Below are 24,497 nucleotides of genomic sequence, written 5' to 3'. Positions count from 1 at the left end.
GGAGGCCTGATGGAAAAGCGTGAAGTTGATGTGGCCATTATCGGTGCTGGCACCGCAGGTATGGTTGCTTACCAGCGGGCACGAAAGAAAACCGACAAGGTGTTGCTGATCGAAGGCAACCAATACGGCACCACTTGTGCCCGCGTGGGCTGTATGCCCAGCAAATTGCTGATCGCTGCTGCAGAAAGTGCGCACAACGCCGGCCAGGCTGGTCAGTTTGGTGTGCAGGTTGGTGACATCCAAATTGACGGCCGACAGGTGATGGCACGAGTGCGCAACGAACGAGACCGGTTTGTGCAATCGGTTGTCCGGTCCATGGAGAACCAACCAGACGAACAGCGGTTGATGGGACACGCCCGTTTTGCGGGCCCAAACCGTTTGATTGTGGGCGAACATACCGAAGTGGTTGCTGATCGCATTGTGATTGCAACGGGTTCTAGGCCGAATGTCCCAAGTATGTTTAGCGATGCGAAAGATCGCTTGGTGGTGAACGACGACATTTTCAATTGGGACGACTTGCCCGAATCGGTTGCCGTGTTTGGTCCTGGTGTAATTGGGCTGGAGTTGGGGCAGGCGCTAAGCCGGTTGGGCGTTCGCATTCGTTTGTTTGGCGTGCGCGGCGGCATAGGCGGCATTCGTGATGAGAAAATTCGCGACTACGCGCTGAAAACGTTTGGTGAGGAGCTCCCTCTGAGCTCGAAAGCCGAGACCAAGCGAATCGAGCGAACCGAAAAGGGTGTGCAGATCACTTGGGTAGAAGATGGGCAGGAGCATAAGGATACCTTTGAGTATCTGTTGGCGGCGACAGGGCGCCGGCCGAATATTGATAACCTCGATATTCAGAATGCGGGTATCGAGCTAGATGACCGCGGCATGCCAGACGTGGACGCCAACTCTATGCGGTGCAGTGATAGCCATATCTTTTTGGTTGGCGACGTTAACAACGAGCGGCCGCTACTGCATGAAGCGGCAGATGAAGGGCGCATCGCTGGAGATAACGCTGCTAACTGGCCTGATGTAAGAGCGGTAACGCGGAAAGCCTCGATGGGGGTGGTGTTTACCGATCCGCAGATTGCTTCCGTTGGTTTAAACATTCATGACGTTGATAAAAAATATCCGGGGTGTTTTGCGGTTGGAGAGGTCAGTTTCGAGAATCAAGGCCGCAGTAAAGTCATCGGTAAAAATCGAGGGTTGTTACGGCTGTATGGCGAACACGGTAGCGGCTTGTTTCTTGGCGCCGAGATGTTCGGCCCGGCAGCAGAGCACATCGCGCATTTGTTGGCGTGGTGTGTTCAAAAACGAATGAGTGTCGATGAGATGCTGGCCATGCCCTTTTACCACCCGGTTATTGAAGAAGGGTTGAGAACCGCCTTGAAAAATCTTCATCACAGCCTGGAGGAAGGGCCCGAGCCGGTCGACGAGTGCATGGACTGTGGCCCGGGCAGTTAGCCCGGGCTCGAGGTAGGAATCAGCCGTGTTGGGGTGTCACCTGAAAGTGACTTTCAGGTGTAGTGGTTGAATTCGTGGTGTGGCGGGCCCACATCTTTTCATGGAAGAAGTAAGCGACAGTGTTGATGGCCGGTTCGACCATGGCGATCAATCCGCCGATTAACAGGTCGCCTGTTAACAGGTAAGCGACGGAGAAGGCGACGGTAAAATGAGTAATCGCAAACGTGATGGTTTTCAGCATCGACTGATCAACGTTTTTACCGTGATTGTGAACATAGTGCTTTAACGCGCTCATGACTTACTCCGCAAAGATAATGTGTTAACGCCATTAAAAATCAAATGATAGTAATTCTCAAATAGAGTGTTTGAGTGATCGTGATAGCGCTAACCTATGAGCTTTAGGTTTATTTTATAGTTGACCGCTATCGTTGCGATTGGAGAACTAAACTTCAATAGCGCCACAAATGGGCTTATTGTTTAGCCATCGAAAGCCCAAAATAAAACCAGGAGGTTCATCATGGGTAAGAATTTTATCGGTCTTGATACAGCACAAACTCAGAAACTGGCGGACGCCCTGAACGGGCTTCTGGCGAACTATCAGATTTTTTACATGAACGTTCGCGGATACCACTGGAACATCAAGGGCGAGAACTTTTTCGAACTGCACGTGAAGTTTGAAGAGCAGTATGACGACCTGTTGCTCAAAATTGATGAGATTGCTGAGCGCATTCTGACTCTGGGCCACGTACCTGCGCATGCATACAGCACGTACATGGAACAGTCGGAAGTGGTTGAGCGGAAGAATGTGTCTGACGGCAAAGAAGCTGTTACCAACATTGTTGATAGCTTCAGCAAGCTGATCGCCAAGCAACGTGACATTCTTAACCTTGCCGGCGAAGCCGACGACGAAGGTACTTCTGCGTTGATGAGTGATTACATTTCAGAGCAGGAAAAAACAGTCTGGATGTACCGGAGCTACCTGGGACACTAAACCCGCTTAAGTGACGGCATCTCAAATGGCGGCTCTTGGAGCCGCCATTTTTTTACGTATGTCTTCAACTTGACTTATTTTCGTCCCTTTTCTGTCATCTGTTTGCCATAGGGTGAGTCGTCATTTAAACAACGACGACCCAAACCCGAGGTAAACATGATTTTTCAACGTGCTCTCCTGACTTCCGCCGTTCTCGCTGCAGCGAGCAGCCTTGCTGCCTGTGCAGTAGACACTGACTCTCGGACCAACGCTGAAGTACCCGGATTGGTTGAGCTGAGTGTGCTGGGCAGCTATGTACCGAAAGGTGATGTGTTTGATGAAAGCGCTGCGGAAATCATCGCGCACGATCCCACGCACCAGCGGCTGTTTGTGGTTAACGCCAAGGCTGCCACGGTGGATGTGCTGGATATTAGCAAGCCGGCTTCTCCTGTACTGATCGACACTATCGACGCCAGCCGGAAAGGGGCATCTGCCAACAGTGTCGCGGTTTATGGGGACCTGGTGGCGGTAGCCATTGAAGCGGAAGTCAAGCAGGCGAAAGGCAAAGTTGTGTTCTACGACTCATCCGACTTGTCCAAAGTGGGTGAGGTGACGGTGGGCGCGCTGCCAGACATGGTGACCTTTACCCTCGACGGTCAAAAAGTATTGGTCGCTAACGAGGGCGAGCCGAGTGGTGACTACACCGTAGACCCGGAAGGTTCGGTGAGCGTGATCGACCTTGCCAACGGTGTTGCAAACGCTACGGTAAAAACTGCGGACTTCCGTGCCTACAACGGTCGTGAACAGGAACTGCGTGAATCCGGTATTCGCATCTTTGGACCGGGGGCTTCAGCCGCTCAGGACTTTGAGCCAGAGTACATCGCGGTTTCTCAAGACAATGCCCGAGCCTGGGTGACCTTGCAGGAGAACAATGCGGTTGCTGTTTTGGATATTGAGAACGCCCGGATTGTCGATGTTCTGCCGTTGGGTTTCAAAGACCATCGTCTACTGGGTAATGAGATGGATGCCAGTAACAAGGATGGCGCTATCAATCTTCAGAATTGGCCCGTTAAAGGCATGTATCAGCCCGATGCGATTGCCAGCTATGGCTACAACGGCAAGACCTATTACATTACCGCGAACGAAGGTGACGCTCGGGATTACGACGGCTTTAGTGAAGAGTTCCGGGTGAAGGACCTTCAGCTAAACGAAGCGTTCGGTAACGAGACGCAGCGCGAGGCACTGCAGCATAAGGCTAATCTGGGCCGCTTGAAGGTGACCTCCACACTGGGCGTGATCAACGATTGTGATCCGGCCGATAAGGCCACCGATGTCGAGAAAGATTGTGTATTCGGTGAGCTCTTTAGCTATGGTGCCCGGTCGTTCTCTATTTGGAACGAACAGGGACAACGAGTGTTTGATTCTGGCAACGACTTCGAGCGCATCACGGCTAATCTGATTCCTGAAGGCTTTAATGCAACCAACGATGAGAACGGTGTGGATGACCGTTCTGATGATAAGGGGCCCGAACCTGAGGCCGTGGCCGTTGGCGAGATCCAAGGTCAGAATTATGCCTTTATCGGATTGGAGCGCGTGGGAGGCATTATGGTCTATAACGTCACAAACCCTCAGAGTCCACAATTTGTGCAGTACCTGAATAATCGAGATTTCTCTGTCAACTCGTCGGAGGTTGAAACTGGCAAGGCCGGAGATCTGGGGCCCGAGGGCATGGCGTTCATCCGGGCCGAAGACAGTCCGACCCGCCGGCCGATCCTGGCGGTGGGTAACGAGGTAAGTGGAACCACTACGCTCTATCGAATTGAATCGGCTGGAGCATCAACAAACTGATATTAAAGCCTTAACTGCCTAGTAAAACCGCGCCTCCAGGTGCGGTTTTACTTTTTCTGAACACCAAGAAATAAAAACGACCTGGCCAAATCGCGTTGTAATAGCGCTGTCATACCCTCCCTCCATAGTGTCATTCCAGTTGATTCAACACCGTTGCCGGTGACCACCTATTGGATTCAGAACGTGACGAGATTTACCCGCATTACCTGTTTGACGATTGCACTGCTGCCGCTACCGGCTCTCGCTGAGGTGCAGCTGACGCTGGGCGCTTGTGTAAATGTGCAAGCGGTGCAGGGCAGCGAACAGACCGCCTCCTCCGGCCAGCGACTCACGTTGGCTGATGGCACACAACAGCTGGTGGTGGAGTGCACCACCGAAGTCGGCCGGGAGGATATTCGGGAAACCAGCAATGCCTTCGTTGTCCGTTTCAGCGGTGAGAATGCCGAGCTGAAGCTAAGTGCTCCGGGAATCGATACCCGACATGAAATGGAGAACTTCAATCAGCAGGGCAATTGGCGGCTGATGGATGAGCAGGGTCGAGCCGTGGCGTTCACGACCGACGTGCTCGAGAAAGAGGGCTTTCAGCTGGTGCGCGATTATCCGCGCGAGCTGTCGGCCTACAACCGTTCCCGCGCCTTTGCGGCGGTGGCTGTGCGAGCACAGAACGTCGATGCGGAGCTGCAAATGACCCCAGAAGGGTTATTGGATCCGCAAGGCGATCCGGATCAGAAAATGGTCAGCAGGATGCTGCGTTACTGGTATTTGAAAGCTGACGAACAAACTCGAGAAGAGTGGAACAGCTGGGTCGATTCCAGCAACCGATAAACACGAAACCAAAAATGAACGTGGAGTTGTAAATAATGAAAAAGCTTCTTCTGGCTGTTGCTGTGTCTACTGTTGCTGCAGGATCTGTAAATGCCGCGACCGTTTATGAAAAAGAAGGTTTTACTTACAAACTGAACGGTGATTTCCAAGTTCAGTTGCGCAAGAAAATCGGTGACGACACTAATGAGTACGTAGATTTTGATGACCTGGAACTGAAGAACTACGTGAGCTATGACTTGGGCAACGATATGAAAGCCTTCGGTCGCCTGGATTTTGATTTCAAAGACCACGCCAACGGCAAAGATGTCGATGAGCCGATTGAAGAAGCCTACGTTGGTATCCAGTATGGCGTTACATCGCTATCCATGGGTAAGCAAAACTTTGCATCTGACGAGTTTGGTATTGAAGAAGCTTATGAATCACCGCTGGACGAAGATCAGTTTGACGCGGTAAAAACGGATGGTGACGATACCTTCCGCGTTGATGTAGAACTGGACAACGTTTACCTGGTTGCTTCTTACGAACTGGAGGCGGAGGACAAAGGCGGCATCACCGGCGAGTTCTTCGATTTGTTTGCCTCTACGGAAATTGCTGGCCTGGAACTGGCTGCTGCGTACCAGCGTAATACGCCCATTGGTCAGGACGACAACGATACATGGGGGCTGAGTGCCGGTTATGACTTCGGCATGTTTGGCCTGGCCGCTGACTACAGTGTCACCGATGATAGCAATACGGATCTCGAGACAACGCTGTATAACATTGCAGCGATCATTGACGTTACCAGCACCACGGCTGTCGCACTTGGCATGCAGAACCAGGAAGAAGACAAGAGCGACGACGTGACGGCCTGGTACGCGAACGTGACCTACAAATTCCCGACGGCAAAGAACGTCAGCGTATTTGCTGAAATCGCCGACACCGATGAGGATGACACGGACATGGGCTTTTTGGCCGGTATGCGCGTGAAGTTCTAAGCCGCACCCCCCCCAACCGCTAACCTTGGTCACGCCAACGGTTGGCGCGAGGAAAACAAAAGCCGGGCACCATTGCCCGGCTTTTGTGTATTTTATACCGCGATCTGCAGCGGCGGGATCTGCTGATGCAGGAACCACTTTTCTGTCACTACCTTCTGTGTAAACCAGTGGGAGCGCATCAAAGTGCTGGCAAGAGGTTGTTTGAGCCAGTCCGGCATTTCGAAAGCTGTTGCCTGTGCATCGGAACGGCGACCAAAGCGTTTGGCTATGTGCTCGCCATAGTGGCGAAGAGACAAGGCGGAGCAATCCGGTGCGTCGAGAATGACTTGGGCCGCAATCAATGCGGACTCAATGGCGGGCCGAATGCCCTCACCGCTTTGGGTGTACGCCAACCCCGCCGCATCCCCGACCAATAGAACCCCGTCATCGAACAGCGGCCGCCCGGCGTGGTCATACAACAGATAAGCGTGGCCTTTGAAACGGTTGGGTAAATCGTTGGGAATACGACCGGCTTGTTTCATCTCGTGAACAAAGTCCTCCAGATGATCGGTCAGCTTGTGATTGTCTTCGCGCCCCAAGCCGATATTCAGAAAATCACCTTTCCGGAATACCCAAGCGTAGCCCTTGAGGTCGTGGCAGAAGCAGAGTTCTGGGGTGTCACCCCGAGCTGCGCAGGCTTTGGCTTGCGCTGGGGTCATTTTAAATTCCACTTCCTTGGCGGCTACGACCATTTCATGTTTACCCGGGCCTGAGCCGATCTGTTTGGCTACCGGGCAAAAGTGCCCTCCCGCTCCGATCAAGAGCGGGGCTTGCCACTGCTCGTTCACCTGCCAGAGGCCGCTATCCCGGGTGATGGATTTCACCGGGGTGTCCAGTTGTTTGCGGGATTTGACCCGGTCCAGCAGGTAGGCATCGAACTCGCAGCGCCGAATGCCGTAGCTGACCACGCCGCCATGGCAGTTTTCCACAGGACTCTGGCCCATCATGCGGATCCGGAATCGACTGATGGATTGCAGTGTTCGATCGCGGCGGTAGTCGTTGATATTAATGCGCAAGGTTTCAAGAACCGCCGGCGTTACCCAGCCAGCGCAAGTTTTGTCTCTGGGAAACGACGCTTTATCAACGATCAAAACGTTCTTGCCGGCATTCTCCAGAGCATGGGTGAGGGTGGAGCCGGCGGGGCCGGCGCCCACGATGATGGCATCGAAGGTATCCATTATGAGTGCTCCGGTGTGGTCGGTGTGGCGTACAAATCCTGACGGGTTCGCGGTAACAGGTTGTTATCGCCATGGCTGAAAACAACCTGGAAAAGTTGCAGCGAGCCCGCGCGGAAGGCGGCGATGGAGCCCGCTAAATAGAATCGCCAGGCTCGGGTGAAGCCTTCATCGTACAAAGCGGTTACGGCATCCTGCTGCCGGGCAAAGTTTTCCATCCAATGGTTCAGGGTCTGGGCGTAATGCAAACGCAGGTTCTCCACATCGAGTACCGAAAAATCATTGTGCTCGCAGATGTGCATGAACTCGGCAATGCTAGGCGGGTAGGCGCCGGGGAAAATGCGCTTTTCGATCCAGGCGTTCATCAGCATTGGTTGGTTGCGCCCGATGCTGTGAAGTAGAGCAAGGCCGTCGGGCTTAAGGCATCTTTTTATTACATCGGACAGTGCCGGGTAGTTGTCCTTGCCTACGTGTTCCAGCATACCCACCGATACAAATGCATCGTACTCGCCTTGTATGTTGCGGTAATCGTCTTCGATGTAACGGATTTGATCGTTAAGCCCTTGCCGTCGTGCTTCCGCTTTGGCGTAGTTGAGTTGTTCTCGAGAAATGTTATAGGAACGAACGGTCACGCCATAATTGCGCGCCATATAGCGGGCCAAGCCGCCCCAGCCACAGCCGGCTTCCACCACAGTCATACCCGGTTTCAGTCGCAGTTTTCGGCATACGTGCTCCAGTTTGGCCAGCTGTGCTTGTTCGAGTGTGTAGTCCGGGTGTTCGTAGTAGGCGCAGGTGTACTGCATTTCAGCCTGATCCAGCCACAGTTTGTAGAACTCGTTACCCAGGTCGTAGTGGTGGTGGATGTTTTCTTTGGCTTGCGGCAGGCCGGAAGAGCGTGGGTTCGGATTCTTCCATAGGTTATCTAGCCACTTTGGCCACTGTCGACGGGCGGCGTGAACCGAGCGGTACACGGTTTCCAGGAAGTCGCTGAGATCACCGTCTATGTCGATCCGCCCCGAGCTGTATAAATCGCCCATGGCCAAGTTTGGGTCGGTTACCAGGGCATAGAGCGCTTTGGAATCGTTCAGAGTTAAGGTGAAGCGGGCGGTCTGGTATTCCGGCTCGATCCGATCGCCATTCCATAATTGGAAACAAATGGGGGGGGAGCCGGCCAAGCGAATGAATTTGTCGAGCAGCCAGCGCTCGTAGTTGTGGGGTTCCCGGTCAGGAAGAGGCCCCTCACGAGAAATGCTCAGGAGGTGCGGAGCATCCTTGCCTGATTGCTTAGCCTTGCGGGCGTTGCTGCTAGACATAATTCAGGCTCCCGTTGGTTGCAATACCGGCGGTCCCGAAAGCCAGACTGAGAGTCGCTCTTCCTGAATTGTATATAAAATGACCAGATTTTGACAGGTCGGGGGGGGAGATGAAAGGCAGGCCGGGAGCATTCCGGCCTGCCTTTCATGCGGGGTTTAGTAGGTGGAGCTCATCCCGAACCATTCCGGGAAGATGACAATCAGCGCTAACACCAGAATTTGAATCAGAATAAACGGAATAATGCCTTTGTAGATGTCGGTCGTTTTCACCTCGGCGGGCGCAACGCCCTTGAGATAGAACAACGAAAACCCGAAGGGTGGCGTCAGGAAGCTGGTTTGCAGGTTCATGGCAATCAGGATGGCAAACCAGAGCATGTTGATGCCCATAGCTTCTGCCACCGGCGCCAGAATTGGCACGATGATGAAGGAAATCTCCACGAAGTCGATGAAGAATCCCAGTACCAGAATCACCAACATGGCCAATATGATGAAGCCCCATTGTTCGCCGGGCAGCATCAGCAACCATTCTTCTAGCAAGTAGTCACCGCCGGTGTAGCTGAAAACCATTGAGAAAGCAGTGGCACCGATAAGAATGGCAAAGACCATGGCCGTCACTTTCACGGTGTCTTTGGAAGCGTCCCACACCATTTTAAAACTGAATTGGCGGTAGATGATGGCCAGAACCACGGCACCTACGCCGCCCAGTGCGGATGATTCGGTGGGGGTGGCGATGCCGGTAAAGATTGAGCCAAGAACCACGACAATCAGCGCTAAAGGCGGGATGATGGCCAGCAGTGCGTTGCGAATTTCTTTGCTGCGGCTGATGCTGTCGTCCGGTGGCATCGGGGGAGCCGTCTGTGGCTTAAGGCGGGTCATGAACAGAATGTAAACAATATACAGTCCAATCAGCAACATGCCGGGGCCGACGGCAGCTTTGAACAAATCGCCAACCGGCAAGCCTAATACGTCGCCCAAAATGATCAGGATGATTGATGGCGGTACGATCTGGCCCAAAGTTCCCGAAGCGCAGATGGTGCCTGTGGCCAAACGCTTGTCGTAATTGTGGGCCAGCATAACCGGCAGGGAAATCAAACCCATGGCCACCACACTGGCACCTACCACGCCGGTAGAGGCGGCAAGCAGTGCGCCTACCAGAATGGTGGAAATGGCCAAGCCACCCGGCAAGCCGCCGAACAAACGGCCCATTGAGGTCAGTAGTTGCTCGGCCAGTTTCGTGCGTTGCAGGATCACGCCCATGAAGATGAACAGGGGCACGGCCATCAGTACCGTGTTCTGCATGACGCTCATGATGCGGTAAGGCATGAAGGCAAACAGATCCATGCCCTCGGCGAAGATGCCAAAGAACAAGGCCACGCCCCCAAAGGTAAAGGCCACGGGGAAGCCGAGCATCAGCATGAACAGGGCCACAAGGAACATAATCATACCGATCATGCCAAACCTCCTGCGCTGTGCTCGCTATCATAGGACTTTTCACCGGCCAGTACGCGGACGGCGTAGGTAATCATGTTCAAGCCTGCAGCGCCGATAAAGAACGCGCTGATCGGGATAACCGATTTGATGATCCAGCGATGGGGCAAGCCGCCCGGGTCGCCACTGCCTTCGCCCATCTCGTAGGCGTCAATCGCAAAGCTGTAGCCATAAAAACCGATAAGGTAGGCGAAGGGGATCACAAAGATCAGGGCGCCGATAAGGTTAATCCACGCTTTGTTTTTTTGCTGCCAATTGGTGTAGAACACATCTACTCGTACGTGGCCGTCTGTGCGCAGGGCGTAGGGGATGCCCATCAAAAAAACCATCGAGTACAGGTGCCATTCCATCTCTTGCATGCCAATCGAGACATCGCTGAAAACGTAGCGGGTGACGACGTCGTAGAAAACGTTGGCGGCCATCAGAATCATGGCCACGCAGGCGATCCAACCGCAGAGTCTGGAGAGCCAGGCCAGGCCCTCATCTAATCTGATAATCCAGCGCATTAAACCTCTTCCTCCGCTGAGTGGATGTTTTATGTGGCTTTTTAATGAAAAAAGCCGGAACCACTTTCAAGAGCGATCCCGGCTCTGATTTAGCATGGCCCAGAGTTTACTGAACTTCTCCCATGGTGTTGAGGTATGCACGTTCAGAAATTTCGGTATAGGCACGGCTTTGCTTCTGGTAGCTCAGCTGTGAGTCGATGATTTTTTTAGCCATTGGGCTTTTCTCGGCTGATTCTTTCAACAGTTTTTTGTTGGCATCGTACATGGCCTGGAAGATGTCAGCGGGGAATCGTTTGATCTGTACGTTGGGGTATTCTTTTTTGATGTTCGCCCAAGCTTCCGCGTTAGCGTGCTGAGAGTGCACCAACATGTCGTAGGATGCAGTGCGCATGGCTACTCGCATAATTTCTTGCAAGTCTGCTGGCAGTTTTTCCCATACACGCTTGTTGATCAGGAATTGCAACTCGGTCGCAGGCTCGTGCCACCCAGTGTAGTAGTAGTCAGCGATTTGCTGGAAGCCTAGGCGCAAATCCAGTGCCGGACCAACCCACTCAACTGCATCAATGGTGTTGCGCTCAAGAGCAGTGTACAGCTCGCCCGGGGCGATGTTGGTGGGGTTTACGCCCACTTCGGCGAAGACTTCGCCGGCAAAGCCGGGAATCCGCATTTTCAGGCCTTTAAGATCGTCCAGCGATTTGATTTCTTCTCGGAACCAACCGCCCATCTGAATGCCGGTGTTGCCTCCTGGAAACGACAACATGTTGTGAGGCTCATACACTTCTTGCATCAGCTCCATGCCGTCACCGTGATAGAACCACGCATACTGCTCCATGGCGTTCATGCCGAAGGGCATGCTGGTGAAAAATAAGGTTTCGGGGACTTTGCCCTTCCAGTAGTAGGAGGCGGAATGGCCCATGTCGTACTGACCGGCTTTAACCATGTCGAACACACCCAGTGGGGCTTTGTGTTTGTTGGCCGAGTCGATACGGATTCGCAGGCGACCGTCGGACATTTTTTCAACGGTTTCGGCAAAGCGTTTGGTGGTGTCGCCAAAGATCGGGAAGTTTGGGCCCCAGGTTTCGGCAAGTTTTAACGTGAATTTTTCTTGGGCCAGAGCCTGCGAAGCAGAAAACGTGGTGGCCACAGCGAGCACAGTCGCCGATATAAAGGTGCGGATCTTCATGGTCTTTCCAACCTTTTCTATTGTTTTAATTGTGTGCCGGGGAGCTGGACAATGTTTCCAGCGAGTATTGCTAAATAGCTTAGTTCAGGTTTGCATACTTGGCGGATGGAGTGCATCAAAAAATGTACAAATTACGACATATGTCTAGTGCCGAAAGGGTTGCGCGCTCAGGCTCCCTCTCGGGAGCTGGCAGACGTGGTTCGGGTACGATAGTTGCGCCATTGGCGGAAAGCGCTTAAGGCTGGTTTCTCAACGCCATAATGAAGGGCTGAAGCCAAAGCAATGATTGTGCAGAGAGCCAGTGCAACGCCCGCAGGGCCGGGCAGCCCCCACTGATAAAACAGCGTGATCAGCCCATAGCCGATATTTTGATGGACTAGGTAGAGGGTATAGGAAATGCTGCCCAACCATAGCAAGCTCGGCCGGGACAGTACGTTCAAACGACCGCTGGCGGCCAGAATGAAAACGCCGTAGCACGCTAGAACAAATAGGTTGTAGGGAGCTTTGTAGGCGATCAGACAATGGCCAAGGGTCAGAGCCAGCAAGATAATATCGGCGGCGGGTGGTTTGCCGTATTTATGCCAGCGAAAGAGCAGCATGCCGCTGATAAACAGAGGGGCATAACGCACGAACAACAGATCTTTCACTAGAAAGTCCATCGGCTCCGGAATCGCTTTCCACCAGAGTACGCCTATGTAGCTGGCTGCAGTCCACAACCAGAGTGCAGGGCGGAGCCGTTGCCAGCTCTTCAGTCCGTAAAAGAGTAGGGCAATCCAGACGTAAAAGTTGGCCTCAATCACCAAGCTCCAATAGGCGCCATCAACATGTGGATGCTCCAGATATTCGTGCAGAAGGGTCATGTTCAAGAGCGCCGACACCGGCTCGACGGCACGGTCTTCGGGCCCCAGCCAATGTACGGACAGAAAGGTCAAAGCGATGCCCGCCCACAATGCAGGTAACAGCCGAAACGCTCGGGCAAGACCAAACCACCCGGCGGTTTGGGTGCGTTCCAAAGTCATGAATATGACGAAACCACTGAGCATGAAGAACAGATGTACGCCGTAACGCCCGAACTCCAGAAAGGAAGGGCTGTCAAAGCTGTGTCCATAGAGTTCGTTGTAGTAGGGCAGAAAATGGAACAGAACAACGCCGAGTGCGGCAATGCCGCGAAGCGCATCTAGGGCTGTCAGGCGACTTTGGTTATTCTGCATGGCGTTGGCACGTTCCGGTGACGATGTAGGTTCATGATAGCGGGCCTGACGCCGGGCAAGTATACAATTCGGTTGCCCCTAACTGACCATCTGTTCATGGTTTAAGGTTCGAAGAGAGTTTCAGCGCGGGTGTATGATGTCTAAAAGTCAGTGCTAGGGAGCAAGCAAGGTATGACAGTTGAGCTCGGGGTAATTGAGGGGTTTTACGGTCCTATGTGGAGTTGGGCCGAGCGGCGTAAGTTGCTTAAAACGTTGGCAGGGCATGGTTATGGTTTTTATTTGTACGCGCCCAAGGCGGACCCCTATTTGCGCCGGTGTTGGCAGGAGCCGCATCCGGCGGAAGAGTTTGCTGCTTTGGTAGAGTTTGCCGACTTGTGTAAACACGAAGGTGTGCGCTTTGGTGTGGGGTTGAGCCCGTTCGAGATTTTCAATCAGTTCGACGAGAATGCGCGACATGCGCTGGCCGCAAAACTGAAAGCGCTGGATCGAATCGGGGTGCAGGAGTTGGCGATTCTGTTTGACGACATGCATTCGAACACGCCGTCGCTGGCCAGCACTCAGGCTGATATTGTCCGCTGGGTGAAAGCGCACAGTGACGCAACGACATTCAGCATCTGCCCCACCTATTATTCCGATGATCCGGTGCTGGATCGGGTGTTCGGTGAGCGGCCTTCAGATTATCTTGAGACGCTGGGCGCCGAACTTGATAAAGATGTACGGGTGTTCTGGACCGGTGAGGAAGTGTGCTCACGGGAAATCTCTTCGGGGCATCTAAAGCGTGTGGGCGATCGTCTGGGCCGAAAACCGGTGTTGTGGGACAACTATCCGGTGAACGATGGTGACCGAATGTCTCGGCACCTGCACCTCCGGGCTTTTACCGGCCGGCCGGCCGCGAATGCGGCGCATCTGGCAGGCCATGCCATTAATCCTGCTTTGCAACCGACGCTGACGGCGATACCGGCGCTGACCTTGGTTGAATCCTATTGGCAGGGGCCGAACTACCAGTACGGCCAAGCCTTTTACCATGCGGCCCGAGAGCTGCTTGGCGACGGCTTGGCAAACCAGATTCAGCAGGATTTGTTGAGCTTGCAGGATGCGGGGTTAGGGCGTCTCAGTGAGGAGCGAAAGCAGGCTCTGGCACACACCTACGATGCTTTTGATCACCCGGCTGCCAGCGAAATTATGCGCTGGCTGGCCGGCGACTATCAGGTCACTGATGAAATGGTGCAAACCCAGTGAGGGGTTATTCCAAATAGTAGTCGAAGGTGGAGACCACTCGTACGGTTTTCACCGGTTGCTGCTGTTCGGAAATGCCGGGAGCCTGATCCCGGGCAAGGATTTGGAATACACCCTGATTGGCTCTGCGTAAACCACCCAAGCTGGCGTTGGCGTCCCGGGCAAACTGGCTCGCTGCCTGCCGGGCAGACGCGGTGGCTTCGGCAATCATCTCGGGCTTAATCGTGTTCAGTCCGTTGAACAGGTAAGTGGGACCGCCGGGGCCGTAATCGGACGAGAGCAGAACGCCAGAATCTACCAGTTCGCTGACATTCTGTGCCGCTTGGCGAATGCGCTCAATCTGTGCACTACGCACCATCAGCGTTTGATTGACGATGAACTTTTGCTCGCCGTCACTTTGATACGGATTAGCGCGGGTATCGGTGACGTCGAGCCTTTGCAGCTCCACCGCGTTGTTTTCAATGGCTTGAAGCTTCAGGAATGCCATGATGGCTTCCCGACTGCTTCGGGCTTTTGCTTGCGCCTGCTCCAAGGTTTTACCGCTGGCGACAAAGCGAATAGGCCAGAGCGCGAGGTCGGCGTTCACTTCCCGTTCCGCGACACCTTTGACAGTGACAAAGCGGTCTCCGGTTTTTAGCCCGGTGAGTCCATCCTTTAGCAGTGAGGCAGAGAAAACAACGCTCAGCCCAAGGATGACTGCAACGAGTACCTTCATAATTCCATTTCCTTTTGGTTGTTGCTCGCTATTCGCTGGTGCAGTGGGTTTCTGTCCGGCCGCTAAAGCGTGTCTTCATGGCTTTATTCTGCCGGTCGCGATCACGATATTCCTTGGGTAACGGTTGGATCAAGTATAAGAAGTCGCCCTTGCCTAACTGTGGCTCCAAAGATGGGGAGGTGTCCTTTGTCTCCCAGAATACGGGACTCAGTACAACAACCGACAGCTCCGGCGCACGTTCTTTCAGCAGAGCTACGGTACCGAGATTCTCCTCGCTGTGAAAGGTTCCGGTCAGGTGCAGCACCGGATGCTCCGGATGGTTGTTTCTCGCCTGCAAAATACGGCTGGCCATGGTGTTGTCGCGTAACAGTTGGGCCTTGTAAACGTTGGCCATACGCTCCGAGATTGCGGGGTCGTTTGAGCCGTGGCTGCCGGAAATCGCTTTAATAAACTTTTCCCGATAGGCCGGTGTATCCAGAAAGGGCTGTGCAGGCAGTTGTTGCCGTTGATTCTCGGTTAGTGCATTGAGGTAGTCTGGCCCAATTCGACCGATACAGCGAACCGTTTTCGCAGGGGCATTGGCTGCGATCACCGGAAGATTGTGGGCGCGCGCGTATTCAACAATCGCCCGGTATGAGCCGCGATAATTGTCCCAGGCATTGGCATCTTCGATCATTTCCGCTTCACCCGTTTTGCCGGCGAGGTAGTTGTTTAGATCGCTCTGATGGTCCAGGTTGAATTGTTCCATAGCTAACGTGATGTGTGGGTTGTGGTTGTGGAGGTACGATAACAACCGAGCCTGAAGAAGGTGGGAGGCCGGGTGGCCGTGATACTCGCCAATAATGATGATGTCTGCTTTGGACAGCGTATTAGAGATTTCTTCAAGCGACACGGGCTGGCGAGAGTTTGAGTCAATTACTACGCTTTCGTATAGCGTTGCCGGTGCCGAGATGCTTGATTCGACCTGTGGCTGCGTCAGCGCGCAGCCCGATGAGATGAGCATAGCTACGGCGATCAGCGTAGCGATTGAAAGCTTTGTCATAGACGTAGGGTGCCTTGTTTAATCGAGGTCTTTATTACGTTGTTCGCGCCAATCTTCCCCCAGCTTTTGTTCCACGTACTCGCGGATGAATTGCCGAACCTTTTGGGAAGGGGTGACATCGTCCTGTTTGCAGAGTTCTTCGAATACGGCTTTTTTATCGGGGTCGATAAGAAGGGTCAGGCGCGCGGTACGATTTTCTTTCGTCATGACTTCAGAGTGCCTCGCATGTTAATCAGGTTAACATTGAATGTTATTAAGATGAGCATATAATTGTAGGCCTGTCTTCGCAACCGGGAGTTTGCTCATGCCGCATCGCGCTCATCTTTTTTCCTTGAGGTTTGCCCACGCACTTCGCGAAGCCTGTATTGATGAGCGGTACACCAGCTCCCGGTTTTTGAAAGATTTGATGGCCGGCGTTACCGTAGGAATCATCGCCATCCCGTTAGCCATGGCACTGGCGATCGCCAGTGGCGTGGCTCCCCAATACGGTTTGTATACCGCTTTCATTGCCGGTTTTATTATCGCGTTGTTGGGCGGTAGCCGGTTCAGTATATCTGGCCCCACCGCAGCCTTCGTCGTCATTTTATACCCCATCGCTCAGAACTATGGATTGGGCGGCTTGCTGCTGGCTACGCTGATGTCGGGTGTGTTGCTGGTGATGATGGCGCTTATGCGCTTAGGACGTTTTATTGAGTACATCCCGGAGTCGGTCACGCTTGGGTTTACCGGCGGCATAGCGGTGGTCATCGCCACCTTGCAGGTCAAGGATTTTTTTGGCTTGTCGGTTGAAAGTATGCCTGAGCACTATTGGGACAAACTGGCGGTGCTGGCCCAGCAGATGCCGGCGCTCGACGGGATGAGTACTCTGGTAGCGGCAGCAACCTTGGCGGTCATGCTTCTGTGGCCCCGGCTGAAAACTCCGGTGCCTCCACACCTTCCGGCGGTGATTATTGGTAGCTTGTTGGCGCTTTGGTTCAACTCAAACGGAGCAGCGATTGAAACCATTGGTTCCCGTTTCAGTTACTTGCTGCCGGACGGCAGCACAGGCGCGGGTATTCCCCCTTTCTTGCCTGAATTTACCTGGCCTTGGCAGCAATTGAATGCAGAAGGCGATCCTGTTGGATTGTCTTGGGCGATGGTTCAGGCGTTGTTACCAGCGGCGTTTGCTATTGCCATGCTGGGAGCCATTGAGTCGCTGTTGTGTGCCGTGGTGCTGGATGGCATGACGGGCAAGCGTCACAGCGCGAACAGTGAATTGATGGGCCAGGGTATTGGTAACATTGTCGTGCCGTTTTTTGGGGGTATTACGGCTACGGCCGCGATTGCCCGTTCTGCTGCGAACTATCGCGCCGGTGCCGAGTCCCCCGTGTCAGCGATGATTCACGCCTTGGTGGTTTTGTTGGCGCTGATATCTCTGGCGGGCGTGCTTGCCTACCTTCCAATGCCTGCGATGGCCGCTTTGTTGATCATGGTGGCCTGGAACATGAGTGAGGCGCCTAAAGCTGTTCACCTTCTGAAAACCGCGCCGCGTATGGATGTGCTGGTTTTTCTGACCTGCTTCAGTCTGACCGTCATCCTGGATATGGTGATCGCCATAACCGCAGGGGTTCTGCTGGCTGCGGTGTTATTCATGCGGGAAATGGCGCAGATGACCAAAGTGACCGACATTTCCAGTAGTAAGCGGGTAAAGCCGTTCGGCTTATCGGAAGACTGGAAAGTGTTCAAAATCAATGGCCCACTTTTCTTCGCGGCGGCAGACCGGGTGTTCGGAGAGTTGGCGGGGCTGTCCCAACAAGCGCGCGGTATTGTTTTGTACATGGATGGCGTGACCGTGCTGGACGCCGGTGGCTTGTCGGCGCTCAATAAACTGATTGCGAGTTGCCGCGAAGCCAATACCCGGATATTCGTTGCGGACCTTCAGTTCCAGCCTCTGCGGACTCTGGCTCGCGCCGGTGTGCAGCCAGAGGCGGGTGTCAGTCAGTTCTATCCGACATTGTCGGCAGCTTTGGAGGCGGCCTCTTCTGGCTCTCTGCAAAATCTGCGTTAAACTGCCCTCAAAAGAGGGTCATCATGCTGCCATTTCGAATTATCGATCGAGTTAAATTTGTTCTAGAACGCCAATTACTTAAAGGCGCGGGTTTTCAATTATTGGTGGTCGGACTTTTTATAGGTTTGATCTCATTGATTGGCGGCCTCTTGGTGGTCCCTCAAGGCGGCGAGTTTGAGGAGCCAGGCGCAGCGATCTGGTGGGCCTTTTTGCGCCTGACCGATCCCGGGTATCTGGGCGACGATGTAGGTGCTTGGCAGCGAATTGTATCAACCATGCTGACCATCCTTGGTTATGTGGTGTTCATGGGTACGCTGGTGGCGATCCTGACCCGCTGGTTGATCGCTAAAATGACTGACCTTGAGCGTGGTCTGACTCCTGTTACCTTGAAAAGTCATGTGGTGGTGCTTGGCTGGACCGCACAAACTCCGCCGCTAGTGGCGGAGTTGTTCGGGTCAACAGGCAGAATGCAGCGTTTTCTCGAGAAGCACGATGCTCAGCGGCTACGTCTCGTGGTACTGGCGGAAGAAGCCAGTGTCGAGCAGCTCTACGAGTTGCGCAACGAGCCCGGGGTGGGTAGTCGTGCTCGAGAGGTTATCTTACGAAGCGGCTCTGCGATCCAGCCGGAGGCATTACATCGAGTGGCTTGCTTGGATGCGGCGGCGGTGATTGTGCCCAGTCAGGGCTATAACGCCGGAAGCATAGTGACTTCCGATGTGGAAACGGTGAAAGCGCTGTTATCCATTGCCGCTCAAGCCCGTCATTTAAATGCTCCTTTACCCTATGTTGTCGCTGAAATTCAGGATATGCGCAAGTTGCCCGTTATTGAAAGGGCATACCCGGGTGCTGTTGAGGTGGTTGCGGGCGGCTCCACCATCAGTCGCTTGATGGTACAGAACGTGCTGCATCCGAATCTATCCGAAGTCTATAACGAGTTATTGACCGCCGATGGTGGCAACGAGATTTTTGTTCGAGGCGGTGAAACTGCGGAGGGCTTGACGTTGGGCGAACTGGCCTCGCAGCGGCCATACGCGATTGTGTTGGGGCTCCTGCACCCGGCTAATAACGGTACTTGGAAGGTGAATCTTTTGGCGACTTCTGACACCGTGATCCGAACCGAGGACCGCGTGGTGGTACTTGCCAGAGAATACGCCCACACCGGGCCAGATCCAAAGGCAGAACCCTTGGCACCTGTCGAGCGAGTGGCGATGCCTGTGGCGGCCCGAGTAAAGTCTGAAAAGCATCGTGTTCTGGTGCTGGGCTGGAACCGCCGGGTGCCGAGTTTGGTGGCGGAGTTTGGCAGCTATTCTGGGTTGCAGTTCGAACTGGACATGGTGTCTGCCACGCCTTTGGATGAACGGCAGCGAGAGTTGTCCCGCTACGGTGTCGAGATTGAGAAGATCAACGGCCGCCTGCTTGAAGCCGATTACATGGTGGAGGATGAGCTCAGGAAGCTGGACCCTGCCTCATATGATACCGTGATGCTGCTGAGCAGTGATCGCATGGGTTCCGGTGAGGAAGCGGATGCCCGTGCCATGGTCGGTTATCTGCAACTGGAAGATATCCTGTCGGAAGCCGCGGTTCGGCCGCAGGTCACACTCGAATTGAGCGACCCGGACAACCGCCACCTGATGTACGGTCATCAGAGTGAAATGCTGATTAGCCCGGTGATCTTGAGCCATGTGCTGGCTCAAGTTGCGCTGCGTCGAGAGTTGAGAGTGGTACTCGACGAGTTGTTTACCGTGGGAGGGGCGGAAATTCAGTTCCGTGATCCCGAAGACTATCCCTTGCCTGCCAGTGCGGATTTTCAGTTTCTCGAAAAAACTCTGGCGACCAGAGGAGAGATCGCGCTGGGCGTTCGTCGCGAATTAGCGGATGAACGTGGCCGCCACCTGCAAATGAACCCGACGCGTAAGCAATACCTGGACCTTCGCAAAGGTGATCAGCTCTTGGTGATGTGCCGAACCTAAGCGGTTCCCAATGCCTTAGTGGGTGAGTGAGTTCTGCAAGTGTTTGAGGTGAAAGTGGTTCGAAGCACTATTCATAGAGAAAATGCTGAAAATACATAATATAAATTTCAATTATAAGATTGAAGGCAGTAAAGTGTCGCCCAACGTCAGCCAATGCTCGTCATTTACCTAGCAGGCTGACAGCGATTACTGCCTGGCAGCAGTCATTCGTACCTTTTGAACACTAACGTAGAAAGGATAGAGATCATGCCCTACTCACAAGACGTTGATCAGATCGCATCCCTCGTCAAGCAAAACCCGACTTGGAATGCCATCAACCCTAAGCACGCTGCTCGTATGCGCGCCCAGAACAAATTCAAGACTGGTCTGGACATCGCTAAGTACACTGCGAAGATCATGCGTGAAGACATGGCTGCTTACGACGCCGACACGTCCAAGTACACTCAGTCTCTGGGTTGCTGGCACGGTTTCATTGGTCAGCAGAAGCTGATCTCTATCAAGAAGCACTTCGGTAACACCAAGCGTCGTTACCTGTACCTGTCTGGCTGGATGGTTGCTGCTCTGCGTTCTGAGTTCGGTCCTCTTCCTGACCAGTCTATGCACGAGAAGACTTCTGTACCTGCTCTGATCGAAGAACTGTACACCTTCCTGCGTCAGGCTGACGCATGGGAACTGAACCACCTGTTCCGTGAACTGGAAGCTGCTGAAAATGCAGGCGACAGCGCCAAGGCTGCTGAGCTGATCAAGCAGATCGACAACCATGAAACTCACGTTGTACCGATCATTGCTGACATCGACGCTGGTTTCGGTAACGACGAAGCAACTTACCTGCTGGCTAAGAAAATGATCGAAGCGGGTGCGTGCTGCATCCAGATCGAAAACCAGGTTTCTGACGAGAAGCAGTGTGGCCACCAGGATGGTAAAGTAACCGTTCCTCACGCCGACTTCCTGTCCAAGATCAACGCTGTTCGTTTGGCGTTCCTTGAGATGGGTGTAGACGATGGCGTTATCGTTGCTCGTACCGACTCACTGGGTGCTGGCCTGACCAAGCAAATCGCTGTAACCAACGAGCCGGGTGACCTGGGTGACCAGTACAACAGCTTCATCGATGGCGAGTACATCGAAGACGCTTCCCAGATCGAAAACGGCGACGTTGTGATCAAGTCTGACGGCAAGCTGCTGAAGCCCAAGCGTCTGGCATCTGGCCTGTTCCAGTTCAAAGCTGGCTCCGGCGAAGATCGTGTTGTTCTGGACTGCATCACTTCTCTGCAGAACGGCGCCGACATGCTGTGGATCGAGACTGAGAAGCCTCACGTTGGTCAGATCGCTAGCATGGTAAACCGCATCAAGGAAGTTGTTCCCGATGCTAAGCTGGTTTACAACAACAGCCCGTCCTTCAACTGGACTCTGAACTTCCGTCAGCAGGTGTTCGATGCCATGAAGGAAGAAGGTAAGGACGTATCTGCATACGATCGCGATCGTCTGATGAGCGCTGACTACGATGGCACTGAGCTGGCTGAACAGGCTGACGAGTGGACTCGCAACTTCCAGCGTGATGCGGCGCGTGAAGCCGGTGTGTTCCACCACTTGATCACTCTGCCGACTTACCACACTGCGGCACTGTCTACTGACAACCTGGCGAAAGGCTACTTCGGTGACGAAGGCATGCTGGCCTACGTTGCTGGTGTACAGCGTAAGGAAATCCGTCAGGGCATCGCTACCGTTAAGCACCAGGACATGGCTGGTTCTAACATTGGTGATGACCACAAAGAATTCTTCGCAGGCGACGCTGCGCTGAAGGCTGGTGGTAAAGACAACACTATGGGTCAGTTCGAGAACATCTAATCTCGACTACCTAAACAGTGTTTAAAAGCGGCCCCGGAAACGGGGCCGCTTTTTTTGTGCCTGGAATAACGTCAGAAAGGCTGACAAGAGTTGCGATCTTCCGCCGATCGCGTCGCTATGGCGAGGTGTATAAAGGGCTGATGCTTTTTAGAGTGAGTCTCTCGTTTTCTGTGCTTTGTTGTATGCTCCAAGAAAGCTGGCAAAAGGAGTGCGCTATTGAACGTTGAACAAGGCACGGTTTTTTTGGTGCTTGCGATCACGCTGATTATGTTCGTATGGAATCGTCTGCGTTTTGATGTGGTGGCCATGCTGGCGTTGCTGGCGATCGCGGTTGCGGGATTGGTGCCCGCTGCTGATCTTTTTGCCGGTTTTGGCCATCCTGCGGTGATTACTGTGGCAGCGGTACTGGTGATCAGCCAGGGGCTGGTCAGTGGTGGGGTGGTTGATGCGATTGCCCGTTACCTGGCCAGAATCGGGCACAATGCGGTACTGCAAGTCGTGACGTTGACGGGGGTTGTTGCTCTTTGTTCTGCCTTTATCAATAACGTGGGGGCGCTGGCCCTACTGATGCCGGTCGCAATTTGGATGTCGCGAAAGTCTGGCCGCTCACCGTCTTTTCTGCTCATGCCCCTGGCGTTCGGATCGCTATTAGGCGGCACTATTACCCTGATTGGTACCCCGCCAAACATCATCATTGCCAGCTACCGACAGGGCGGCAGTTTCGGGTTGTTTGATTTTGCGCCCGTAGGGTTGGCAATCACCTTCGCAGGCATTGTTTTTATCGGGCTGGTGGGTTGGCGCTTCACGCCTCGGCGAGTTAACCCTGCCGACGACGAGGCTCTCTTCAATGTCGGGGATTATGTCACCGAACTGCGAGTGCCGGATGCCAGTGATTACGCAGGGAGCACCTTGCATAACCTCCTGACGTCTGGCGAGGAAGAGGAGAGTGTGGCGGTATTGGCCCTTATTCGAAACGAGAAAAGTTCTCCGGCGCCGTCTCCTTATCAGGTGTTGAGGGAAGGCGATGTTTTGTTGGTGCAGGCGGATGCCCAAAGTCTGCAGGAATTTGTTGAAAAGACCGGGCTAGCATTAGCGAATACCGTTGAAGACAGCGACGAAGACGGTGGTGAAGATAAACAGGCTCGGATTAAAAAGGCTCGTGAAGAGCGAGAGGAAGAAATTGCCGCTGGCGATGTTCGGCTCATTGAAGCGGTGATTACACCGTCGTCCCAGCTCATCGGGCGCACAACCAACCGCATCAATCTTCGGGAGCGGTATGGCTTGAACGTGGTGGCAATTGCCCGGCAGGGGCATCGATTAACCCAGCGGGTATCCAATATTCGATTTCGTTCCGGTGACATTCTGCTCGTTCAGGCGTATGAAAGTACCCTGATGACGACGCTCAAAACGCTCGGCTGCTTACCCTTGGCAGAGCGTGAGTTGTCGTTGGGGCGGCAAAAGAGCCTGTGGTTGGCGGGCGGTCTTTTCATTGGATCCATAGGTCTGATTATGTCGGGAGTACTTGCACCGCCGGTGGCGTTGGTTGGCTGTGCGGTTGCGATGGTGGTGTTTCAGCTCCTCAATGCTAATGAGGCTTATCAGGCGATTGATTGGTCGGTCATCGTGTTGCTTGCCGCAATGATTCCGGTAGGTCAGGCGCTGGAGACGACCGGAGGGGCCGATCTTATCGCGGCCCAGATTTTGAGTGTGGCGCAGGGGCAGGCAAACTGGGTGGCGCTCACGATTATTCTGACCGGCTCTATGTTGTTGTCGAATCTGGTGAATAACGCAGCGGCAGCGGTACTGGTGGCTCCCATTGCTCTGGGGCTGTCGGCCCAATTAGGTTTGCCGGCAGATGCGGCGTTGATGGGGGTTGCGGTGGGAACTTCCTGTGCCTTCCTGACGCCTATTGGGCACCAATCCAATGCGTTGGTGATGGAGCCGGGCGGATACCGGTTCGGTGACTACTGGCGGCTGGGCTTGCCGCTTTCTTTGGTCGTGATCGTTGTCGCAGTGCCGATGATTCTTTGGGTGTGGTCCTAATTGTCCGCAAGCAGGCCAAAGAATACAGTTTCGACCAGTGTGTGGGCCATATCGGCCAGGGGCAATTGATCCGGGGCAGTTAGCCAGTGGAAAAACAGGCCAAGCATTTGAGTGTGCAGCAAATAGGCCGCCTGCTCAGGCGTGAGATGAGAGCGCAGTCGCTGCCGGTTCTCCGGCAAGGTCATGATCTCGATCAGTTGAGCGATCTCGTTGGCAGACAGCTCGCGGTGGCGGCTTAATGCTTGGTCGGACTCGTTGCGGTGCAGCAGAATGTAGTGGACCCTGAAGTAGCGTTTGTCTTCGGCCAGTTTTTTCAGCGCTAAAATGCAGACTGCTTTAAGGTTGTCGAAGCCACCGTCGCCTTCACCAGCGTTTGCTAACATGTCCTCCACAGGTGCGCGTACTCGTTCAAGCATGGCATCGAGAATGTCTTGTTTATTGCGGAAGTGCCAATAGATAGCGCCTCGGGTTACCCCAGCGATGTGAGCGATTTGTTCGAGCGAAGCGCGCGCAACGCCCTTGTCGAAAAATACCTGTTCGGCAGCATCGAGAATGGACTCGCGAGTCGCCGCTGCTTCTGCTTTCGTTTTCCGTGCCATGATCCCGTAACTTTAGTGT

Annotated in this window: 21 protein-coding genes; 10 read left to right on the top strand and 11 right to left on the bottom strand. The window is 53.9% G+C overall.

Features of this window, described 5'->3' with window-relative positions:
- Positions 1-9 precede the first annotated feature (9 nt).
- Positions 10-1,449 (top strand): dihydrolipoyl dehydrogenase, encoded by a 1,440-nt coding sequence (locus K5L82_RS12355; RefSeq protein WP_223134349.1) that lies wholly within the window; start codon positions 10-12, stop codon positions 1,447-1,449.
- Positions 1,450-1,468: 19 nt separating this feature from the next.
- Here the strand turns inward: K5L82_RS12355 and K5L82_RS12350 are convergent, their stop codons facing one another.
- Positions 1,469-1,744, bottom strand: a complete 276-nt coding sequence (locus K5L82_RS12350; protein WP_262492652.1) for a DUF2061 domain-containing protein — start codon at positions 1,742-1,744, stop codon at positions 1,469-1,471.
- A 222-nt stretch (positions 1,745-1,966) separates the two neighbouring features.
- On the opposite strand from K5L82_RS12350, the gene K5L82_RS12345 reads away from it, so the two are divergent.
- The 4 genes from K5L82_RS12345 (at position 1,967) to K5L82_RS12330 (ending at position 6,066) form a co-directional block, all read left to right on the top strand.
- Positions 1,967-2,440, top strand: a complete 474-nt coding sequence (locus K5L82_RS12345) for a Dps family protein (RefSeq protein WP_223134348.1) — start codon at positions 1,967-1,969, stop codon at positions 2,438-2,440.
- A 156-nt stretch (positions 2,441-2,596) separates the two neighbouring features.
- On the top strand, positions 2,597-4,267 hold the full coding sequence (locus K5L82_RS12340; RefSeq protein ID WP_223134347.1) for a choice-of-anchor I family protein: 1,671 nt from the start codon (positions 2,597-2,599) through the stop codon (positions 4,265-4,267).
- A gap of 183 nt (positions 4,268-4,450) precedes the next feature.
- Complete coding sequence (locus K5L82_RS12335) at positions 4,451-5,092, top strand: DUF2057 domain-containing protein (protein WP_316933394.1); 642 nt, start codon at positions 4,451-4,453, stop codon at positions 5,090-5,092.
- Positions 5,093-5,127: 35 nt separating this feature from the next.
- Positions 5,128-6,066, top strand: coding sequence for a porin (locus tag K5L82_RS12330; RefSeq protein WP_223134346.1), 939 nt, complete (start codon positions 5,128-5,130; stop codon positions 6,064-6,066).
- Between the two features lie 92 nt (positions 6,067-6,158).
- Here K5L82_RS12330 and K5L82_RS12325 read toward each other — a convergent pair whose 3' ends face one another.
- From K5L82_RS12325 to K5L82_RS12300, 6 genes are all read right to left on the bottom strand, one after another.
- A complete protein-coding gene (locus tag K5L82_RS12325; protein ID WP_223134345.1) occupies positions 6,159-7,283 on the bottom strand; it encodes an NAD(P)/FAD-dependent oxidoreductase in 1,125 nt (374 codons plus the stop codon).
- Positions 7,283-8,593, bottom strand: a complete 1,311-nt coding sequence (locus tag K5L82_RS12320) for an SAM-dependent methyltransferase (RefSeq protein WP_223134344.1) — start codon at positions 8,591-8,593, stop codon at positions 7,283-7,285. The genes K5L82_RS12325 and K5L82_RS12320 overlap by 1 nt, the downstream gene beginning before the upstream one ends.
- Before the next feature lie 156 nt (positions 8,594-8,749).
- Positions 8,750-10,045: a TRAP transporter large permease subunit gene (locus K5L82_RS12315; RefSeq protein WP_223134343.1), complete on the bottom strand. Its 1,296-nt coding sequence runs from the start codon at positions 10,043-10,045 to the stop codon at positions 8,750-8,752.
- The gene (locus K5L82_RS12310) at positions 10,042-10,587 is read right to left on the bottom strand and encodes a TRAP transporter small permease subunit (RefSeq protein WP_223134342.1); all 546 of its coding nucleotides are present in this window, start codon (positions 10,585-10,587) and stop codon (positions 10,042-10,044) included. Before K5L82_RS12310 ends, K5L82_RS12315 begins: the two co-directional genes overlap by 4 nt.
- A 106-nt stretch (positions 10,588-10,693) precedes the next feature.
- Positions 10,694-11,770: a TRAP transporter substrate-binding protein gene (locus tag K5L82_RS12305; protein ID WP_223134341.1), complete on the bottom strand. Its 1,077-nt coding sequence runs from the start codon at positions 11,768-11,770 to the stop codon at positions 10,694-10,696.
- A gap of 167 nt (positions 11,771-11,937) precedes the next feature.
- Positions 11,938-12,981 carry an acyltransferase family protein gene (locus K5L82_RS12300; RefSeq protein ID WP_223134340.1) on the bottom strand — a complete coding sequence of 348 codons (1,044 nt, stop codon included), beginning with the start codon at positions 12,979-12,981 and terminating at the stop codon, positions 11,938-11,940.
- A gap of 171 nt (positions 12,982-13,152) precedes the next feature.
- Here K5L82_RS12300 and K5L82_RS12295 point away from each other — a divergent pair, with 171 nt between their 5' ends.
- Entirely contained in the window at positions 13,153-14,220 is a 1,068-nt protein-coding gene (locus K5L82_RS12295; protein WP_223134339.1) for a beta-N-acetylglucosaminidase domain-containing protein, read from the top strand.
- Between the two features lie 4 nt (positions 14,221-14,224).
- On the opposite strand, the gene K5L82_RS12290 is transcribed toward K5L82_RS12295, so the two are convergent.
- From K5L82_RS12290 to K5L82_RS12280, 3 genes are read right to left on the bottom strand one after another with little or no spacing between them, the layout of a single operon-like run.
- Positions 14,225-14,932, bottom strand: coding sequence for an SIMPL domain-containing protein (locus tag K5L82_RS12290; RefSeq protein ID WP_223134338.1), 708 nt, complete (start codon positions 14,930-14,932; stop codon positions 14,225-14,227).
- 28 nt (positions 14,933-14,960) lie between these two features.
- The gene (locus K5L82_RS12285) at positions 14,961-15,974 is read right to left on the bottom strand and encodes a ChaN family lipoprotein (protein ID WP_223134337.1); all 1,014 of its coding nucleotides are present in this window, start codon (positions 15,972-15,974) and stop codon (positions 14,961-14,963) included.
- A gap of 18 nt (positions 15,975-15,992) precedes the next feature.
- Positions 15,993-16,181 carry a CopG family transcriptional regulator gene (locus K5L82_RS12280; protein ID WP_223134336.1) on the bottom strand — a complete coding sequence of 63 codons (189 nt, stop codon included), beginning with the start codon at positions 16,179-16,181 and terminating at the stop codon, positions 15,993-15,995.
- A 97-nt stretch (positions 16,182-16,278) separates the two neighbouring features.
- On the opposite strand from K5L82_RS12280, the gene dauA reads away from it, so the two are divergent.
- The 4 genes from dauA to K5L82_RS12260 all read left to right on the top strand — a co-directional run bounded on the left by dauA (position 16,279) and on the right by K5L82_RS12260 (position 23,879).
- The gene (dauA, locus tag K5L82_RS12275) at positions 16,279-18,021 is read left to right on the top strand and encodes a C4-dicarboxylic acid transporter DauA (RefSeq protein ID WP_223134335.1); all 1,743 of its coding nucleotides are present in this window, start codon (positions 16,279-16,281) and stop codon (positions 18,019-18,021) included.
- A 23-nt stretch (positions 18,022-18,044) separates the two neighbouring features.
- Positions 18,045-19,991, top strand: a complete 1,947-nt coding sequence (locus K5L82_RS12270) for a CASTOR/POLLUX-related putative ion channel (RefSeq protein WP_133007317.1) — start codon at positions 18,045-18,047, stop codon at positions 19,989-19,991.
- 246 nt (positions 19,992-20,237) lie between these two features.
- Positions 20,238-21,836: an isocitrate lyase gene (locus K5L82_RS12265; protein ID WP_133007318.1), complete on the top strand. Its 1,599-nt coding sequence runs from the start codon at positions 20,238-20,240 to the stop codon at positions 21,834-21,836.
- Between the two features lie 216 nt (positions 21,837-22,052).
- Positions 22,053-23,879: an SLC13 family permease gene (locus tag K5L82_RS12260; RefSeq protein WP_223134334.1), complete on the top strand. Its 1,827-nt coding sequence runs from the start codon at positions 22,053-22,055 to the stop codon at positions 23,877-23,879.
- On the opposite strand, the gene K5L82_RS16750 is transcribed toward K5L82_RS12260, so the two are convergent.
- Positions 23,876-24,478 (bottom strand): TetR family transcriptional regulator, encoded by a 603-nt coding sequence (locus K5L82_RS16750; protein ID WP_223134333.1) that lies wholly within the window; start codon positions 24,476-24,478, stop codon positions 23,876-23,878. The genes K5L82_RS12260 and K5L82_RS16750 overlap by 4 nt on opposite strands.
- Between the last annotated feature and the right edge of the window lie 19 nt (positions 24,479-24,497).

Origin of the sequence: Marinobacter sp. AL4B (assembly GCF_019916045.1) — a bacterium.
GTDB lineage: Bacteria > Pseudomonadota > Gammaproteobacteria > Pseudomonadales > Oleiphilaceae > Marinobacter.
The sequence above is the reverse complement of the archived record's forward strand: the minus strand, read 5'-3'. Positions and strand labels throughout refer to the sequence as shown.

Bases quoted from the DNA above. Each gene is read 5' to 3' on its own strand.
- dauA (WP_223134335.1), top strand. From the start codon at position 16,279: ATGCCGCATCGCGCTCATCTTTTTTCCTTGAGGTTTGCCCACGCACTT.
- K5L82_RS12315 (WP_223134343.1), bottom strand. From the start codon at position 10,045: ATGATCGGTATGATTATGTTCCTTGTGGCCCTGTTCATGCTGATGCTC.
- K5L82_RS12265 (WP_133007318.1), top strand. From the start codon at position 20,238: ATGCCCTACTCACAAGACGTTGATCAGATCGCATCCCTCGTCAAGCAA.
- K5L82_RS12280 (WP_223134336.1), bottom strand. From the start codon at position 16,181: ATGACGAAAGAAAATCGTACCGCGCGCCTGACCCTTCTTATCGACCCC.
- K5L82_RS12325 (WP_223134345.1), bottom strand. From the start codon at position 7,283: ATGGATACCTTCGATGCCATCATCGTGGGCGCCGGCCCCGCCGGCTCC.
- K5L82_RS12330 (WP_223134346.1), top strand. From the start codon at position 5,128: ATGAAAAAGCTTCTTCTGGCTGTTGCTGTGTCTACTGTTGCTGCAGGA.
- K5L82_RS16750 (WP_223134333.1), bottom strand. From the start codon at position 24,478: ATGGCACGGAAAACGAAAGCAGAAGCAGCGGCGACTCGCGAGTCCATT.
- K5L82_RS12310 (WP_223134342.1), bottom strand. From the start codon at position 10,587: ATGCGCTGGATTATCAGATTAGATGAGGGCCTGGCCTGGCTCTCCAGA.
- K5L82_RS12340 (WP_223134347.1), top strand. From the start codon at position 2,597: ATGATTTTTCAACGTGCTCTCCTGACTTCCGCCGTTCTCGCTGCAGCG.
- K5L82_RS12345 (WP_223134348.1), top strand. From the start codon at position 1,967: ATGGGTAAGAATTTTATCGGTCTTGATACAGCACAAACTCAGAAACTG.
- K5L82_RS12285 (WP_223134337.1), bottom strand. From the start codon at position 15,974: ATGACAAAGCTTTCAATCGCTACGCTGATCGCCGTAGCTATGCTCATC.
- K5L82_RS12355 (WP_223134349.1), top strand. From the start codon at position 10: ATGGAAAAGCGTGAAGTTGATGTGGCCATTATCGGTGCTGGCACCGCA.
- K5L82_RS12290 (WP_223134338.1), bottom strand. From the start codon at position 14,932: ATGAAGGTACTCGTTGCAGTCATCCTTGGGCTGAGCGTTGTTTTCTCT.
- K5L82_RS12270 (WP_133007317.1), top strand. From the start codon at position 18,045: ATGCTGCCATTTCGAATTATCGATCGAGTTAAATTTGTTCTAGAACGC.
- K5L82_RS12320 (WP_223134344.1), bottom strand. From the start codon at position 8,593: ATGTCTAGCAGCAACGCCCGCAAGGCTAAGCAATCAGGCAAGGATGCT.
- K5L82_RS12295 (WP_223134339.1), top strand. From the start codon at position 13,153: ATGACAGTTGAGCTCGGGGTAATTGAGGGGTTTTACGGTCCTATGTGG.
- K5L82_RS12305 (WP_223134341.1), bottom strand. From the start codon at position 11,770: ATGAAGATCCGCACCTTTATATCGGCGACTGTGCTCGCTGTGGCCACC.
- K5L82_RS12300 (WP_223134340.1), bottom strand. From the start codon at position 12,981: ATGCAGAATAACCAAAGTCGCCTGACAGCCCTAGATGCGCTTCGCGGC.
- K5L82_RS12350 (WP_262492652.1), bottom strand. From the start codon at position 1,744: ATGAGCGCGTTAAAGCACTATGTTCACAATCACGGTAAAAACGTTGAT.